This is a genomic window from Blastococcus brunescens (assembly GCF_035320885.1).
GTDB classification, from domain to species: Bacteria; Actinomycetota; Actinomycetes; order Mycobacteriales; family Geodermatophilaceae; genus Blastococcus_B; species Blastococcus_B brunescens.
Window position 1 is genome coordinate 3,482,266 of the sequence record NZ_CP141261.1, and the last position, 15,426, is coordinate 3,497,691.

Genomic DNA, 15,426 nt, shown 5'->3' on the forward strand with positions numbered 1-15,426 from the left:
GTGGCCGCGCTACCATGGCACCCGGTGCACCTCCGGGTGCGCCGTGTATCTGTGCGCTGACGACCGCTGGACGACGCCCCTCGGGGCTGTCTCCCGGGCCGATCTCCGGAACGCCCGGTTCTGCTGGCTGCGTTGGCGCTGGAACTGATCCCGCGACAACAGCCCGGGACAGGTCCGCAGCCGCGGGTCCCCGCAGCCGGCGCCGGTCCCCCAGCAGACCAGAGGCGAGAGCACTGACCTCCATCGAGAACCCCACCACGTCCGAGGCCGTCGAGGCCACCACCCACCCCGCCGCGACCGAGGCCGTCGCCCTGGAGCACGCCGAGACCGGCGCACCCGCTCCCGAGGAGCTCGAGTCGCAGGTCGAGGAGCTCGGCGGCGCCCCCGTCGCCACCGACAGCCCGCTGTTCAGCGACTTCGACGTGCATCCCGACATCGTGGCCGCACTCGCCGACGTGGGGATCCACCGCACCTTCGCCATCCAGGAGCTGACGCTCCCGCTGGCGCTGGCCGGCAACGACCTCATCGGCCAGGCGCGCACCGGCACCGGCAAGACCCTGGGCTTCGGCGTCCCGATGCTGCAGCGGGTCAGCCCGCCGGCCGAGGGCGGCGACGGCGTCCCGCAGGCGCTGGTCGTCGTCCCGACCCGTGAGCTGTGCGTGCAGGTCGCCCGCGACCTCGGCGCCGCCGGCGTCAAGCGCGGCATCCGCGTACAGGCCATCTACGGCGGGCGCGCCTTCGAGCCGCAGATCGAGTCGCTGCAGAAGGGCGTCGAGGTCGTCGTCGGAACACCTGGCCGGCTGCTCGACCTGGCCCAGCGCGGTGACCTGATCCTCGGCAAGGTCAAGGTCCTCGTCCTCGACGAGGCCGACGAGATGCTCGACCTGGGCTTCCTGCCCGACATCGAGCGGATCCTGGCGATGGTGCCGGACAAGCGGCAGACGATGCTGTTCTCCGCGACGATGCCCGGTCCGATCGTGACTCTTTCCCGGTCGTTCATGACCCAGCCCACGCACATCCGGGCGCACGGCAACGACGAGGGCTCGACGGTTCCGCAGACGACGCAGTTCATCTACCGGGCGCACAACCTCGACAAGCCCGAGCTGCTCTCCCGCGTGCTGCAGTCGCGTGACCGCGGCCTGGTGATGGTCTTCTGCCGCACCAAGCGCACCGCGCAGAAGGTCGCCGACGAGCTGGTCGACCGCGGGTTCGCCGCGGCCGCCGTGCACGGCGACCTCGGGCAGGGCGCGCGCGAGCAGGCGCTGCGCGCCTTCCGCAGCGGCAAGGTCGACGTCCTGGTGGCCACGGATGTCGCGGCCCGCGGCATCGACGTGACCGGCGTCAGCCACGTCGTCAACTACCAGTGCCCCGAGGACGAGAAGACCTACGTCCACCGCATCGGCCGCACCGGCCGCGCGGGTAGCACCGGCGTCGCGGTGACGCTGGTCGACTGGGACGACATCCCCCGGTGGCAGCTGATCAACAAGGCTCTGGACCTCGGGTTCACCGACCCGCCGGAGACCTACTCCACCTCGCCGTGGGTCTACACCGACCTGGACGTGCCGGAGACCGCGAAGGGCCGGCTCCCCGGGCGCAGCGCACCCGCGAGGGCCTGGAGGCCGAGACCCTCGAGGACCTCGGCGAGACCGGCAAGCGCAATCGACCCGCGCAGTCCGGTGGTCGCGATTCCGGTGGGCGCGGCGATTCGCGCGGCCCGTCGGACGGCCGACGGGGGTCCGGGCGCCCCGAGGACGGCGAGCAGGCCGGCGGCGGCAAGAGCCGTCCGCGTCGCCGTACCCGCGGCACCGGCGCTGCGTCCGCCGGCGCGGACGAGTCGGCTCCGGCCGCCGCCTCCGCCGAGTCCGCGCCGGCCGAGGGCACGGCCACCAAGCCGCGTCGCCGTCGTCGCCGCGGTGGCGCCAACCGCGGCGGTGGCGGGTCCGAGTCCGCCGCCTAGCCGTTCCCGCCGTGCTCCGAGTTCTGCGACCGCCGTTGCGGGTCTGGGTCTGGACGGCGGCCACCGCAGCGCTGCTCCTCGTCGCGATCCTGCTGTGGCAGGGCTCGGACGCAGCCGCCACGGAGAGCACCACTGCACCACCGGCCGACGCCCCTCCGGGTCGCCGGCCGGTGCCGTCTCCGAGACCTGGTCGGCCGGACGCGGTCCGCTGCCGGAGCGGGTGGTGTCGGAGGGCCGGGTCGTCGTGGGCTCCGAGCACGGGGTGCGTGCGCTGGACCCGCTCACCGGCGAGGAGGCCTGGCACTACACGCGCACCAACGCCCGGATGTGCGGCCTGACCGTCACCGACGGCGTCGCGGTCGCGGTGTTCGCGACCGCGGACCGGTGCGACGAGGCCGTCGGCCTGGACGCCGGCACCGGGGTGCGGCAGTGGACCCGGAGCCTGAACCTCGCCCCCGACGCCACCCTCGACTCGACCACCGCGATCGTGCTGGCGGCCAATCCCACCGGGGTGCTCACCTTCGACCCGATCGGCAGCGGCATCCGCTGGCGGTCGGCCGCGCCGGCGGGCTGCCGGTTCCTCGACGCGGGCACCGGGAGCACCGGAGTGGTCGTCCTGCAGCGCTGCGCGGACAGCACCGACGTCCAGGTACGCCTGCTCGACGGGTTCGCGGGCTCCATGCACTGGAACCATCCCCTGCCCGCCGCCGACGACGACGCCGTCCGCCTGCTGGGCGCCGACGGGGTGGTGACGGTGCTGGCAGGGGACGAGGTCTGGACGCTGGGCGGCCCCGACGGCACCGAGCTGGCCCGCGAGCCGGTCCCGGCCGGGACGACGGACGTCGGCCAGACGACCGTCGGCACGGTGTCCCTGCTGCGGGTCGACGGCACGGTGACCGCACGGGACACCTCGTCGGGCGCCGCGCTCTGGTCGGCCCCGGCGGTCGGACTTCCCGCGGCGGACGGGACCAAGGACGCCGCTCGCCCGGGCGCGCTCGTGCTGCCCGACCCGGAGGGGTTCTCCTTCCGCGATCCGGCCACCGGGGCGGAGGTGGGCCGTTCCAGCACCCCTCGGCGCCGCCGTCCGGCACCGCCTCCGCGATCGGGCCGGTCGTCGTGCTGCGGTCGGACGACGGCGTCGTCGGCTACCGCTGACAGGGGACCGTCCTCCCCCACGCCCCGCGCTCGGCGCGGGCCCCTGGATGGTGGCCGGACAGCGGCACACCACACCGGCAGGGCACACTCGGGGCATGGTCCTGCCCGGCGGCCCCGACTTCACCGTGCCCCTCGCCATCGCGCCTGACGACCTGCGGCAGCTCGCCCAGCACGACGCGGAGCACCGGAGCTTCCCCGGCCGCGCAGGTCCGCTGACCGCGCTGGACACCGGTGGCGAGGCCGCCCGTGGGACCGCCTTGCTGGTCGCGGGCTACACCGGCAGCAAGGAGGACTTCGCGCCGCTGCTGGCGCCGCTGGCCGATGCCGGCTACCGGGTGGTCGCGCTCGACCAGCGCGGGCAGTACGAGTCCCCTGGCCCCGACGACCCGGCCGCGTACTCCGTCGAGGAGCTCGGCCTCGACGTCGTCGTCGTCGCCCGGGTCCTGCGCGCGGAGTCCGGCGAGCCGCTGCACCTGCTCGGCCACAGCTTCGGCGGTCTGGTCACCCGGGCCGCGGTACTGGCCGAACCGGCGCTGTTCACCTCGTTCACGCTCCTGGGCTCGGGACCCTCGAAGCTGGGCGGCCGGCGGGCGGACCTGCTGGACCACCTCGGCCCGCTGCTGGACGCCGGTGGTGTGCGGCTGGTGCACGAGACCCTCGAACAGGTGGCGATGACCGACCCGAAGGCGCAGGCGGTGCCGGCCCCGACGCGGGAGTTCTACTCCCGCCGGTTCCTGCGCAACTCCGAGGCCGGGCTGCGCGGGATGGCCGATGCGATGCTCACCGAGTCCGACCGGGTGGCGGAGCTGGCCGCCGTCGGGCTGCCGCTGCTGGTGGCCCACGGCGAGGCCGACGACGCCTGGCTGCCGCACGTGCAGGAGGACATGGCGCAGCGGCTGGGCGCCCGTCACGAGGTCATCCTCAACTCGATCCACTCGCCCGCGGTGGAGAACCCGGCCCGGACGCTGGAGGTGCTGCTGGACTTCTGGGCCCACGCCTCGGCCGCGTCCACGCAGCTCCCGCCCGGCGAAGAAGGAGCATGAGCCGCTCCCACCCGCCGCTGCCCTCCTCCGACCAGTGGACGGCGACGGAGGACCGGCTCGGGTTCTTCGGCCCGGACAGCGTCAGCTGGCGGATCCACTCCGACCCGTCGTTCTCCGTCGGCGGGCTGCGTGCCCTGCTGCTGCAGGCTCTGCACCCGGTCGCGATGGACGGCGTCGCCCGGTTCTCCGGTGGCTTCCGCGAGGAGCCCTGGCCGCGGCTGATCCGCACGGCCACCTACGTCGACACCCTCACCTTCGGCACCCGCACCGAGGCCGTGCGGGCGGCCGCACGGGTGCGCGGCATCCACCACCGGCTGGGGGCCACGGAGGAGACCACCGGCCGCACCTACCGGGTGGACGACCCCGACCTGCTCCTGTGGGTGCACTGCTGCGAGGTCGACTCGCTGCTCACCGTGGCGCGTCGGGCCGGGGTGCCCCTGACCGACGAGGACGCCGACCGGTACGTCGCCGAGCAGGTGACGGCCGCTGAGCTGATCGGGATCCCGCGCGCGGACGTCCCGGACTCGGTGGCGGCGCTGGCCGGCTACTTCGAGGGGATCCGGCCCGAGCTGGCGGTGACCGCCGCCGCGCGCGACGCCTACCGCCTGATCACCGTGCCGCCGATGCCCACCTGGGTGCGCTACCTGACCCCCGCGCAAGGCGCGTGGGGCGGACTGGCCGCTCTGGCCGTGGCGCTGCTGCCGCAGTGGGCCCGGCGGATGTACTCCTGGCCCGGGCTCGGGCTGACCGATGCCGCGGCGACGGGAGCACTCGTGGCGTTCCGGCAGGCGCTGCTGCGGCTCCCTCAGCGCGCCCAGCGCTCCCCGATCGTCTGGGCCGGCTGGGACCGCGTCGCTGAGGCCCCGGCCGCCTGAGGAACTGCCCCGCATCTCGGACGCTCGGCGCCGGGCCCTGCGGCAGGGCCGTTCCCTTCACGTCGCGACGTCGTCCTCCGAGAGGAAGCCCCAGGTCTCGCGGGCCGGGACGGCCGCCTGCCCGGTCGGGCAGCTGGGCCGGAAGTCGCACCAGCTGCACTGCTGGCCCGGCACGGCCGGGAACGCGGCGTCCGGATCCTCGCCGGCCGCCGCGCGCTCGGTGGCGGCGGTGATGTCCTCGGCGATGTCCTCCGCGCGCCGGACGTGGTTGGCCAGCGAGCGCTCGGTGTGCTCGAAGGCGGCGACGGTGCCGCTGGGCAGGTGGTGCAGCTCCACCCGGCTGCAGGGCCGGCGCAGCGTGCGCCGGACGCCGAGCACGTACAGCAGTTGGCGTGCGCCTCCCGTCGTCCGCTTCGCCACCGGGAGGTCCCACCACGAGCGGAGCGCGGCGTGCACGGCCGCACCGACGGTGTTGTGCGCCCACGCCGGCCCCTTGGGCGGGGTGGGCCGGTCAACGTCGGCGTACCGGTAGCGGCGGGCGCAGTCGGCGAAGGTCGCGAGCTTGCTGGGGGTCGCGGAGAACAGCCGGCGCGGCATGCCGGGCATCTCGACCTGCGCGCCGGTCCCACGCCCGACACGGTCCGGCGGTTCGGGGTCAGTCCTGGAACGGCGCGCTGCCGGTGCCCGCCGCCAGGATCGCCTCGAACTGTGCCGGGTCGGTCGTGCAGGCCGCGATCGGCGTGGCCTTGTTGGTGCCGTGGTAGTCGCTGGCCCCGGTGGTGATCAGGTCCAGGTCAGCGGCGAGGCCACGGAGGTGGGCCCGCTCGTCGGCCGAGTGGTCGGGATGGTCGACCTCGAGCCCCATCATCCCGGCCTCGACCATCGTGCCAATCGCCTCGTCGCCGACGATCCGGCCGCGCTTGGTGGCGAGGCCGTGCGCGAACACCGGGACACCACCGGCCGCGCGCACCAGCGCGATGCCCTCGCGGACGTCGGTGTCGGCTTTGGTCACGTAGTAGGGGCTGCGGTGGTGCAGCAGGGTCGCGAAGGCGTGGTCGACCGACTCGGCGGCCCCGGCCTCGACGAGCGCGCGGGCGATGTGCGGGCGCCCCACCACGCCGCCCTCGGACCGCTGGACGATCCGCTCCCACGACACCGGGTACCCGGCGCTGGCGAGCGCCGCCACGATCCGTTCCCCCGCTCCAGCCGCTCGTCCCGCAGCCGGCCGCGCTCGGCGGCGAACGCCGGATGCGTGGGGTCGAACAGATAGGCCAGGAGGTGGACGCTGATCGGCGGCTGGTCATCGGGGAACCACCGGCACGACATCTCCATGCCGGGGACGACGGTGAGGCCGGCGGGCCGGGCCGCCTCGGCCACCGACCAGCCGGCCGTCGTGTCGTGGTCGGTCAGCGCGACCACGTCGAGCCCTGCGGCGCGGGCGGTCGCGAGCAGCTCGCCGGGGCTCTCGGTGCCGTCGGAGACCGAGGAGTGGGTGTGCAGGTCGATCCGCATCACGGCTCAGCCTGCCGCACGGTCACTGCACGCGCGGGATGGGCTCGGTGTCGCGCCGCCCGTCCCCGGACGGCGGAACCGGCCGCGGTGGCGACGGCGGATCGGGGTTGCCCTCGTCGTCACCACTCGCGGCGGCGCCGCCCCGCCACCCCAGTCGCTGCTGAACAGCAGGGCGCTGACCCGGCGGTACAGGACGTCGGCACCGGGCAGGAAGGTGATCTCCGAGAGGGCCTGCTGTTGCCCCGCCGACTCGAACCGGAAGGTTCCGTAGCCGAGCACCTGGCCGAGCAGCGTCTCCTTCCAGGTGAGGTCGGTGATCCGCCGCAGCGGGAGCAGGGTGACCGTCCGCACGATGACCCCCGAGGTCAGCAGGACGCGGCGGGTGCTGACGATGAAGTGCCGCATCCACCACTCGCCCACCCGCAGCCCGTAGTAGACGAGCGATCCGAGGATGACCAGCAGCCCGGCGGAGCTCGTGACGCGGTTGTCGGGGTCGAACAGGAGCAGCCAGGCCCCGGCGACGAAGACCGGCAGGAACTTGACGGTGGGCTCGATGAGCACCGCCCAGTGACGCCGCGTGGCCACGACCGCGGCCTCACCGGGCAGCAGGTACTTCTGGACGTCCTTGCTGGCCCGGGAAGGGAGCTCCAGCGGCTCGGGTCCGGTCACGAGTCCTCCTCGCGTGCGGTCGTCGACCACGTGCCCAGCGGTGCCGTGCCCATCCGTGACCTCGTGAGCCCGGTCACGCCGTCGGTGGGCTAGACCAGCGAGCCGACGAACTGGGCGAGCGAGGACGCCGCGTCGCCGAGCGCCTGCCCCGCGTTGCGCACGAGCTCGGCGGACTGTTCCGGGGCCTGGATGACGTAGAAGACGATGAATGCCACGACCAACCAGGTGACGACCTTCTTGAGGTTCACCGCCACCTCCACGGGTGAGCTCGTGCGGGCAGGCTCGGGTGCATCGAGCCTGCGAGTACAGGGTCCACCCGGGTGCGGCGGACTGCTTCGTCCCATGGGTAACAGATGCCCCAGCCGTCACGCGGCCGACGCGCCGATCATGAACCTGTCCGGTCGGGTTCCGGGTCAGCTCCCGGGGAGCAGGTGCTCGCTCGGCGGGCCCAGGGGCAGGTCGGGGTAGATGCGGTCGCGCAGGTCGATCAGCTCCAACTGCTCAGCCAGGAGCCACGCGGCGTTCATCGGCCACATGACCAGCCACAGCCAGACTCCGTACGCCTCGCCGACGAAGGCCGCGCGGTCGTCGGTGGTCGGCACGGCCCACAGCGGAGCGTGCTGTCCGGCCGCCTTCACGTCGACCGAGGACGGGCCCTCGATCACGTCGCCGGGGTCGAGACCGGGCAGGCCGGCGTACCCGCAGCCCACGCCGGTGCCCGGCTCCTCGGCGACGAGCACCAGTTCCGCGGACCCGCCGAGCGGCGCCGGACCGGCGCAGTCGACGACGATCGCGCGGGCACCCGGCTCGCCGCCCCACGCCATGCCGGTGACCGACCAGCCGACGGGCATCGGGTCGGGCACCCAGGCCGGTACCCGGGCGTCCGCAGTGACCGCGGAGATGGCGTCGTGGGCCACCAGGACGGTGTGGTGCAGCGGCGTGACCGCGCCGTGCACGTGGCACCAGGCCTGCCCGGCCGACCCCGGCCGGACGGCGAGCCCTCGCCGCATCGGGGGCAGACCGGCGTGACGCTCATCGGGCATCACCGTCCTGGGACAGCCGGGAATCGTCAAGCGGAGGCCGGGGCCGTCCGGTGCCACGCCCGACCGACGAGACGCCGGGCCGCTCGCTGCGTAGCCTCCCGCCGGTGACCGCCGACGGACCCGTGGACGCCGGCCCCACCGTCGTGCCGTGCGTCGGCGCGGTCGTCCTCGACGCCTCCGGCCGACTGCTCCTCATCCGGCGCGGCCACGCCCCGCACGCGGGGCTCTGGTCGCTCCCCGGTGGACGCGTCGAGGCCGGCGAGACCCTCGAGCAGGCGGTCCGCCGCGAGGTGACCGAGGAGACCGGCCTGGCGGTGGCGGTCGGCGCCGTCGCCGGGCAGGTGCGCATCCCGGCCGGCGCCGTCGTGTACGACGTCGTCGACCTGGCGTGCACCCTCGAACCGCCGGACCAGCAGCCGGTGGCGGGCGACGACGCGACCGATGTGGTGTTCGCCGACGCCGCCACCCTGGACCGCCTGCCCTGCACTCCCCGGCTGGTCGAGACCCTCCGCGCCTGGGGCGCGCTGCCCGGCTGACGCCGCGACCTCATCGGCCTGCCCGGTCAGCGCGGAGCGGGCTCCGGCCGGCCCGGCTGCTCGCCGCCGCGGGCCTCGCCGTAGGACTGCTTGGGGACCATGACCTTGCGACGGAAGATGCAGACCACCGTGCCGTCCTGCTTGTAGCCGATGGTCTCGACGTACACGACGCCGCGGTCGTCCTTGGACTTCGACGGGGTCTTGTCGAGGACCGTCGTCTCGCCGTAGATCGTGTCGCCGTGGAACGTCGGGGCGACGTGGCGCAGCGACTCGATCTCCAGGTTGGCGATGGCCTTGCCGGACACGTCGGGGACGCTCATGCCGAGCAAGGCGAGTAGATGTAGTTGCCGACGACGACGTTCTTGCCGAAGTCGGTGGTCTTCTCCGCGTAGTTCACGTCCATGTGCAGCGGGTGGTGGTTCATCGTGAGCAGGCAGAACAGGTGGTCGTCGTACTCGGTGACGGTCTTCCCGGGCCAGTGCTTGTAGACCGCCCCGACCTCGAACTCCTCGTAGTACCGACCGAACTGCATCTGCTGGCTCCCGACCTGGCGGCTGCGACGGACTCCCGGCTGCGCTCCGGCCCGCCCGTGGGCGGCCGGCAGCCCACAACCGGCACCGGGAGACCGTCTGGACGGGTGGTGATCTTACGGACGGCGGCTCTGGGCGCCTCTCGACCGGGCGACCGCGACGGGGACCCGTAGCAGGCCCGGTCCCGATCACGGGTCGCCGATCGAGGGCTCAGAGCATCGCGCCGATGCGCGCAGCCATGTCGGCCTCGTGCTGCTGGTAGGAGGACGCCACGCTGGTGAGCAGCGAGCCCATGCCGGTGAGAGCGTCGCTGACGCCCTGCGCGGACATCCGCCACTGCTCGTAGAGCTGGCTGAACTGGACGGCAGCCTGGCTGTCGGTCCACCCGTCCAGCACGGAGGTGTTGATGCTGCTGGACAGGACGGCGTGCCGGCCCGTGGTGTCAGCTGCCTCGGCGCGGCACTGGCCGGCCATGGACTGCAGGGTGGCGATGTCGACCTTCACGGTTCCTCCTCGGTGCCGGGTCCCTCCCGGTGTCGGCGAACGCTAGGACGTCCGGCGCCGGCACCACGTCCGCTGTCCACAGGTGCCTCGTTGTCCACAGGTGCGGGACGACCGCCCCGGGACGTGGCCCGCACCCGACAGGATCGCTGCCGTGACCGACTCTCCGACCACCGACGTCTCCCCGTGCTGGGCCGTCGCTGCTGGACGCTCGTCGGTGATCCGGGAACGCTCGACGTCGAGGTCACTGCCGCGCACCACCACCGGATCGCCGACATCCTCCCGGTGGTCGCCGACGTCGTCGGAGGACCCGTCGACGGCCTGTGGGCCGGCTCCACGCGCCTGTCCGACGACACCCCGCTCACCGCGGCGGTGCTCGACCACGGCGCGATCCTCGGTATCGGGCAGCCGGTCCGACGTCGCCACCTCGACCGCGCCCCCAGTGCGCTCGAGCTGCGCGTCGTCGGGGGCCCGATGCCGGGCGCTCGTTCCCACTCGGTCAGGGCTCTCACGTCATCGGCCGCAGCGGCGACGTCCACGTGCGGCTCGACGACCCCGACATCTCCCGGCGGCACGCCTCCGTGCACGTCGGCGGAGGCACCGTCACCGTCACCGACCTGGGCTCGAGCAACGGGAGCCGGCTCGACGGTGCCGACCTCGCGCGGGAACCTCGGAACTGGCCGGCCGGGACGGTCCTCCGGCTGGGCGCCAGCGCCCTGGTGCTCGCCGGCCCCGAGGCGCCGGCGGCGATTCTGGACGCCGGGCCGGACGGCCGTCGGCGGGTGCGCCCGCTCCCCGCCTGAGCGCCCCCGTGCCGGAGGTCGAGGTGCGCTTCCCCGGCCGCCCGCCGAGGTTCCCCGCCGCCGGCTCGCATGGGTCGCGATCGCGCTGCCGGCTGTCGGTGGCGTGACGATGGCGTGGCTGCTGGACGCGCCGACGTTCTTGTTCTTCGCCCTCCTCAGCCCCGTGGTGGCGCTGGGCACCTGGCTGTCCGAGCGGTGGTCCGGACGCCGGAGCGGCCGGTCCGAGGCGGCCTCGCACGCGCTGGAGGTCGACGCGGCCGAGGCGCGACTCGGGGAGGCGGTCCGCGCCGACGTCCGTGCCGCCGAGGCCGCTCACCCCGATCTCGCGACCCTGGCCGTGGCTGCCCGGCGGCGAACGCCACTGCTCTGGAGTCGCACGCGCGACGACGCGGGGGCGCTCGGCGTTCGCATCGGCAGCGGCCCGGAAACCACCCGGGTGGTGCGCATCGACGGCGACGGATCGCGGAGGCGGGAGTCCGCGCCCCATCTGCCGGTCGTCGTGGATCTCCGCAGCACCGGCGGGCTGGCAGTGGTCGGCCCGCGGGAACGGACCGCCGGCGCGCTCTCCACGGTCCTCGCCCAGCTCTGCGCGCTGCATGCTCCGGGCGAACTCGATCTGCTGCTCCTGGTGACCGCGGACCGGCTCGCCGACTGGGCATGGTCCCGATGGCTGCCCCACCTGGACGCGGACGGGGTCCACATCCTGGCTTTCGACCCGGTGCACGACCGCTCCGGCCCCGATGGCGGCCTGCATGCGCGCCTGGTGGCGCTCACCGCGGGCCGGCCACCCATGACCGCCGGCACGGTCGAGCACCGGCGCGGCTGGCTCGTGGTCGTCGTCGACGGAGACCTGGATCCCCGGAGCACGGCCGTCCTGCGGGCGGCCCGGTCGACCGGCGTCGTCGTGCTCGCCGCAGCAGAGGGTCGGGACGGGGTGACGGTCGACGTCGACGCCGTTCTCCGGCTCAGCGGTGAGACCGGTGACACCGGCGTGCTCAGCCGGCAGGGCCTTCCCGACCGCGATGACGTGGCCGTCGACCGGCTGCCCGCGATGCTCGCGGCGGGCCTGGCGCGCGACCTCGGGTCCCTGGCGCCGGTGACGACCGAGAGCGCGCTGCCTCATCGGGTCCGGCTGCTCGACGTGGCCACGGCTGGTCGCCGACCGGGCGGGGCGGACGGCGTTCCGGTGTCCTGGACACGTGCCCGCGACCGGCTCGTGGCCCCTCTGGGACGAACAGCCCACGGCCCGTTGATGATCGACCTCTGCCGTCTGGGACCCCACGCGCTGATCGCGGGCACCACCGGATCCGGGAAGTCCGAGCTGCTGCAGACCCTCGTGGCAGGGCTCGCGCTGAACCACCCGCCCGACCGCTGCTCGTTCCTCCTCGTCGACTACAAGGGCGGCGCCGCGTTCGCCGAGGCCTCGTCACTGCCGCACACCGTCGGGATGGTGACCGACCTCGACGGCCAGACGACCGCCCGGGCGCTGCGCTCTCTGGCGGCGGAGCTCACCAGGCGCGAGAGCATCCTCGCCGCGCACGGCGTGGCCGACATCGCGGCCCTGCCCGAGTCGGCCGACCTGGCCCGGCTCGTCATCGTCGTCGACGAGTTCGCCGGTCTGTCGGAGGAGCTGCCGGAGTTCGTGCCGGGGCTGGTGGCCATTGCGCAGCGAGGCCGTTCGCTCGGGGTGCACCTCGTGCTGGCCACCCAGCGGCCCAGCGGGGTGGTCTCGCCGGAGATCCGGGCCAACTGCAGCCTCCGCATCTGCCTGCGCACGACCGACGAGGCGGAGTCCCGCGACGTGCTCGGCACCCCCAGGCGGCGCACCTCCCGCTGGACTCCCCGGCCGGGCCTGGCTGCGCTCCGGCAGCGGCACGCCGACGGCACTCCAGGTGTCCCGCGTCGCCGGCCATGCCCCCGTGTCCGCCGGCACCACACCCACAGCCCGCCCGTGGAGCTGGCCGTTCCCCGAGCCGCCGCACGTAGACCCGCATGCCGGCAGCGGTGACAGCGACCTCGCCCGCATCTGCCGGGTACTCGACGAGCGCTGCCGGGCGACCGGCGCGCCGAGACCGCACCGGCCGTGGCGCCCGCCGCTGCCGGACAGCATCCCTCCTGGCCGGCTCGAGGACCACATCCCACCGTCCGACGTCCCGCGCACGGTGCTCGCCCTCGGGCTGGTCGACCGCCCGGACCTGCAGTCGCGGGAGACGCTGCGGCTGGACCTCGGGGATGGCGGCACCTGGCTCGCGGTCGGCGGACCGCGGAGCGGACGCACCACCCTGCTGCGAACCGTGCTCGCCGAGGCGGTGGACCGGCTGGGGCCCGACGAGCTGCACGTGCACGTGCTGGAGGCCGGCGCCGGCCTGCTGGGCACCGACGCCGCACCGCTTCCCCACAGCGGGACGATCGCGAGCGGCGAAGACGCCCTCAGGATCGTGCGCCTCGTCGACCGATTGGCCCAGGAGGTCGCCGGCCGGCGGGCGGGCGCCCACACCGGGAATGGGCGCATCCTGCTCCTGGTCGACGGTATCGAGACGATCAGCACCGTCCTCGACGAGTTCGACCCCGGCCGAGGATCGGCGAGCCTGCTCCGCCTGATGGGTGACGGCGGCGCCGTCGGCCTCACCTGCGTCGCCACCGCCGATCGCGCCGTGCCCGGTGGCCGCCTCGCGGCGGTCGCCCGTCAGCGCCTCGTCCTCCCGCTCCCCGACCGCGCGGACTACGCCGTGGCCGGCATCGCGGCGCGGGACGTCCCCGCACGGCGAACACCGGGTCGGGCGCTGGTCGGCGAGGAGGCGCGCGAATGCCAGCTCGTCCTCCCTCGCCCGGTGACCGCCCGCGCAGCGATGAGCGACCGCCGGTCGGAGGCGCTGCGCATCGTGCAGCTGCCTGCCGACCCCTGGCTGTCCCATCCGGCCCGCGACCCGTCGTCGGCTGCGCCGGCGGGCTCCGGTGGACTGCTGCTGCCCGTCGGCCCCGGAGGCGACGAGGGACAGCTGCTGACCGTGGACCTCCTGCGCACCGGCGGGCTGCTGGTGACCGGGCCGTCCGGCAGCGGCCGATCGTCGGCGTTGACCGCCTTCGCCCAGGATCTTGCGTCCCGCGGCGTTGCCGTGCTGATCCTCGGTCGGCCGCACTCACCTGCCGACGAAAGTCAGGGGCTCGGCCGGGGAGCGGTCACGCTGCACTCTGCGGACGAGCAGGGCACAGCGGAGTGGCTCGAGGGCCTCGACGGCCGACCCGGGGTCGTCGTCGCGGACGACGTCGGGTCTCCCGCGGACGTCCCCGCGCTCTCGCGCGTCACCGGCGAGAGGCACCGACGAGTCGCGCTCATCGCCGCGGCCGACGCCGGTCAGCTGTCCGCCCACTACCAGGGGCCGGTGGCGGCACTGCGCCGCAGCCGAACCGGGCTCCTGCTGTGCCCGGGGCTCGGGGATGCCGACCTGCTCGGCGTCCGGCTCCCCGGACCCCGCTCCCGCAGCGCCCCGGGAGCGGCTGGCTGGTCACCGGCGCCGGCATGCAGCGGGTGCAGGTGGCACGGCGACGGCGCCCCGTGCCGGCGCAGGCAGCAGAGGCGGCATCACGGGTGGGTCAGAGCAGCTCGAGCGCCGAGCCCATCTCCTGCCGGGCGTACCAGGCCAGCTCGTGACCCTCGGCCTGGTCGACGACGAACTGCGCGTCCTCGCTGCCCAGATCAGCCTCGAGCACCACGTTCACCGCCGCCCGGACGTCGTCCTCGGCGTCCGAGCCGTCGATGTGTGCGCTGGCGACATCCGGCACCCGGACGTCGGCCTCGACGCGCGCTGCCCCCGGTCGGTGTCCGCGTCGTCGATCGGCCGGACGGCGTCATCAGGGACATCGGCCGCCACGACCACGCGCCGGCGCGCCGCGGTCGGATCGTTGTCGATCAGGCGCAGGCTGGCGCGAGCCGCCCCGAGCAGGGCGGCGTACTCGAGTTCCTCGAGATCGGCGTCGGCATCGTTCAGCTCGTAGAACCGCCGGAGCTGAGGGGTCACCGCGAAGACCGTGTGCGGTCCGGGCAGGGCACCCTCCTCCACCAGCCTCCGCAGGACCGTGGTGGTGGCAGGCAGGTACACGCGCACCCGGATCGCTCCCTTCGTCGAAAGGGCGACCGTATCCCGGACCCGGGATCAGCCCGCCGTCTCCACCAGCTGGCCGACCTCCTGCTCCACCAGATCGGCCAGCACGTCGACGTCGCCGACCCCGTCCCGGTCGGCGTTGAAGCCGAAGTAGACACGGCCGTCGTAGCTGGTCATGCCGATGGACACCCCCTGCCCCCGGGCCAGAGGGACGACCGGGAACACCTCCAGCATCCGGCTTCCCGCGGCGTACAGCGGCAGCTGCGGACCTGGCACGTTGGTCACCACCAGGTTGAACAGGCGACGGGACAAGCCCCGTGCCGCCCGGGCACCCAGAGCGTGCAACGTGGGCGGCGCGAACCCGGTGAGCGCGATGAGGCTGTCGGCGCCCACCGACTGCCCGTGCAGCGCGATGCCCCGCATCGCGTAGCTGAGGCGGGTCAGCCGCACCTTGGGATTGGGCTCCCCACCGGCAGGTCGACCAGGTAGGAGGACACCCGGCTGCCCGCGGAGGCATCCTCGTCCCGCATCGACAAGGGGACGAGTGCGCGCACCGACGTCCCCGCCACCACCGGCTCGCCCCGGGAGAGCAACCACTCCCGCAGCGCCCCGGTGACGACCGTCAGCAGGACATCGTTGACGGTCCCGCCATGGGCCTTGCGGATCGTCTTCAGGTCGTCGAGGTCCGCCCGCGCCACG

20 protein-coding genes are annotated in these 15,426 nt (G+C 74.3%); 6 read left to right on the forward strand and 14 right to left on the reverse strand.

Annotated elements, in window-relative coordinates; translation table 11 throughout:
- Positions 1–14 precede the first annotated feature (14 nt).
- The 3 genes from U6N30_RS23475 to U6N30_RS23485 are packed head-to-tail and all read left to right on the forward strand — an operon-like array spanning position 15 to position 5,030.
- A complete protein-coding gene (locus U6N30_RS23475) occupies positions 15–3,260 on the forward strand; it encodes a DEAD/DEAH box helicase (RefSeq protein WP_324274170.1) in 3,246 nt (1,081 codons plus the stop codon).
- Positions 3,208–4,155 carry an alpha/beta fold hydrolase gene (locus U6N30_RS23480; RefSeq protein WP_324274171.1) on the forward strand — a complete coding sequence of 316 codons (948 nt, stop codon included), beginning with the start codon at positions 3,208–3,210 and terminating at the stop codon, positions 4,153–4,155. The genes U6N30_RS23475 and U6N30_RS23480 overlap by 53 nt, the downstream gene beginning before the upstream one ends.
- A complete protein-coding gene (locus U6N30_RS23485) occupies positions 4,152–5,030 on the forward strand; it encodes an oxygenase MpaB family protein (protein ID WP_324274172.1) in 879 nt (292 codons plus the stop codon). The genes U6N30_RS23480 and U6N30_RS23485 overlap by 4 nt, the downstream gene beginning before the upstream one ends.
- 57 nt (positions 5,031–5,087) lie before the next feature.
- Here the strand turns inward: U6N30_RS23485 and U6N30_RS23490 are convergent, their stop codons facing one another.
- The 6 genes from U6N30_RS23490 to U6N30_RS23515 form a co-directional block, all read right to left on the reverse strand.
- A complete protein-coding gene (locus U6N30_RS23490) occupies positions 5,088–5,636 on the reverse strand; it encodes a PD-(D/E)XK nuclease family protein (RefSeq protein ID WP_324274173.1) in 549 nt (182 codons plus the stop codon).
- 49 nt (positions 5,637–5,685) lie between these two features.
- Positions 5,686–6,042 carry a PHP domain-containing protein gene (locus U6N30_RS23495; RefSeq protein WP_324274174.1) on the reverse strand — a complete coding sequence of 119 codons (357 nt, stop codon included), beginning with the start codon at positions 6,040–6,042 and terminating at the stop codon, positions 5,686–5,688.
- Positions 6,039–6,542 carry a PHP domain-containing protein gene (locus U6N30_RS23500; RefSeq protein ID WP_324278433.1) on the reverse strand — a complete coding sequence of 168 codons (504 nt, stop codon included), beginning with the start codon at positions 6,540–6,542 and terminating at the stop codon, positions 6,039–6,041. The genes U6N30_RS23495 and U6N30_RS23500 overlap by 4 nt, the downstream gene beginning before the upstream one ends.
- Before the next feature lie 6 nt (positions 6,543–6,548).
- On the reverse strand, positions 6,549–7,211 hold the full coding sequence (locus U6N30_RS23505) for a PH domain-containing protein (protein WP_324274175.1): 663 nt from the start codon (positions 7,209–7,211) through the stop codon (positions 6,549–6,551).
- 89 nt (positions 7,212–7,300) lie between these two features.
- Positions 7,301–7,471: a hypothetical protein gene (locus U6N30_RS23510; RefSeq protein WP_324274176.1), complete on the reverse strand. Its 171-nt coding sequence runs from the start codon at positions 7,469–7,471 to the stop codon at positions 7,301–7,303.
- A 153-nt stretch (positions 7,472–7,624) separates the two neighbouring features.
- Entirely contained in the window at positions 7,625–8,254 is a 630-nt protein-coding gene (locus tag U6N30_RS23515; RefSeq protein WP_324274177.1) for a DUF6758 family protein, read from the reverse strand.
- Between the two features lie 104 nt (positions 8,255–8,358).
- Between U6N30_RS23515 and U6N30_RS23520 the strand changes: the two genes are divergently transcribed.
- Positions 8,359–8,790: an NUDIX hydrolase gene (locus U6N30_RS23520; protein WP_324274178.1), complete on the forward strand. Its 432-nt coding sequence runs from the start codon at positions 8,359–8,361 to the stop codon at positions 8,788–8,790.
- A gap of 26 nt (positions 8,791–8,816) precedes the next feature.
- On the opposite strand, the gene U6N30_RS23525 is transcribed toward U6N30_RS23520, so the two are convergent.
- From U6N30_RS23525 to U6N30_RS23540, 4 genes are all read right to left on the reverse strand, one after another.
- Positions 8,817–9,110, reverse strand: coding sequence for a MaoC family dehydratase (locus U6N30_RS23525; protein ID WP_324274179.1), 294 nt, complete (start codon positions 9,108–9,110; stop codon positions 8,817–8,819).
- Positions 9,107–9,322: a MaoC/PaaZ C-terminal domain-containing protein gene (locus U6N30_RS23530; RefSeq protein WP_324274180.1), complete on the reverse strand. Its 216-nt coding sequence runs from the start codon at positions 9,320–9,322 to the stop codon at positions 9,107–9,109. The genes U6N30_RS23525 and U6N30_RS23530 overlap by 4 nt, the downstream gene beginning before the upstream one ends.
- 208 nt (positions 9,323–9,530) lie before the next feature.
- The gene (locus tag U6N30_RS23535) at positions 9,531–9,824 is read right to left on the reverse strand and encodes a WXG100 family type VII secretion target (RefSeq protein ID WP_324274181.1); all 294 of its coding nucleotides are present in this window, start codon (positions 9,822–9,824) and stop codon (positions 9,531–9,533) included.
- 42 nt (positions 9,825–9,866) lie between these two features.
- Complete coding sequence (locus U6N30_RS23540) at positions 9,867–10,247, reverse strand: hypothetical protein (protein ID WP_324278610.1); 381 nt, start codon at positions 10,245–10,247, stop codon at positions 9,867–9,869.
- Between U6N30_RS23540 and U6N30_RS23545 the strand changes: the two genes are divergently transcribed.
- Both U6N30_RS23545 and U6N30_RS23550 read left to right on the forward strand, forming a co-directional pair.
- On the forward strand, positions 10,145–10,624 hold the full coding sequence (locus U6N30_RS23545) for an FHA domain-containing protein (RefSeq protein WP_324274182.1): 480 nt from the start codon (positions 10,145–10,147) through the stop codon (positions 10,622–10,624). The genes U6N30_RS23540 and U6N30_RS23545 overlap by 103 nt on opposite strands.
- A 109-nt stretch (positions 10,625–10,733) precedes the next feature.
- On the forward strand, positions 10,734–12,632 hold the full coding sequence (locus U6N30_RS23550; protein WP_324274183.1) for an FtsK/SpoIIIE domain-containing protein: 1,899 nt from the start codon (positions 10,734–10,736) through the stop codon (positions 12,630–12,632).
- 1,586 nt (positions 12,633–14,218) lie between these two features.
- Here U6N30_RS23550 and U6N30_RS23555 read toward each other — a convergent pair.
- Genes U6N30_RS23555 through U6N30_RS23570 form a run of 4 tightly spaced genes read right to left on the reverse strand, consistent with a single transcriptional unit; the run spans position 14,219 to position 15,425 of the window.
- Positions 14,219–14,407: a DUF6912 family protein gene (locus U6N30_RS23555; protein WP_422677973.1), complete on the reverse strand. Its 189-nt coding sequence runs from the start codon at positions 14,405–14,407 to the stop codon at positions 14,219–14,221.
- The gene (locus tag U6N30_RS23560) at positions 14,341–14,730 is read right to left on the reverse strand and encodes a DUF6912 family protein (protein ID WP_324274185.1); all 390 of its coding nucleotides are present in this window, start codon (positions 14,728–14,730) and stop codon (positions 14,341–14,343) included. Before U6N30_RS23560 ends, U6N30_RS23555 begins: the two co-directional genes overlap by 67 nt.
- A 48-nt stretch (positions 14,731–14,778) precedes the next feature.
- Entirely contained in the window at positions 14,779–15,177 is a 399-nt protein-coding gene (locus U6N30_RS23565) for a WS/DGAT domain-containing protein (protein WP_324274186.1), read from the reverse strand.
- Positions 15,168–15,425: a hypothetical protein gene (locus U6N30_RS23570; protein WP_324274187.1), complete on the reverse strand. Its 258-nt coding sequence runs from the start codon at positions 15,423–15,425 to the stop codon at positions 15,168–15,170. The genes U6N30_RS23565 and U6N30_RS23570 overlap by 10 nt, the downstream gene beginning before the upstream one ends.
- Between the last annotated feature and the right edge of the window lies 1 nt (position 15,426).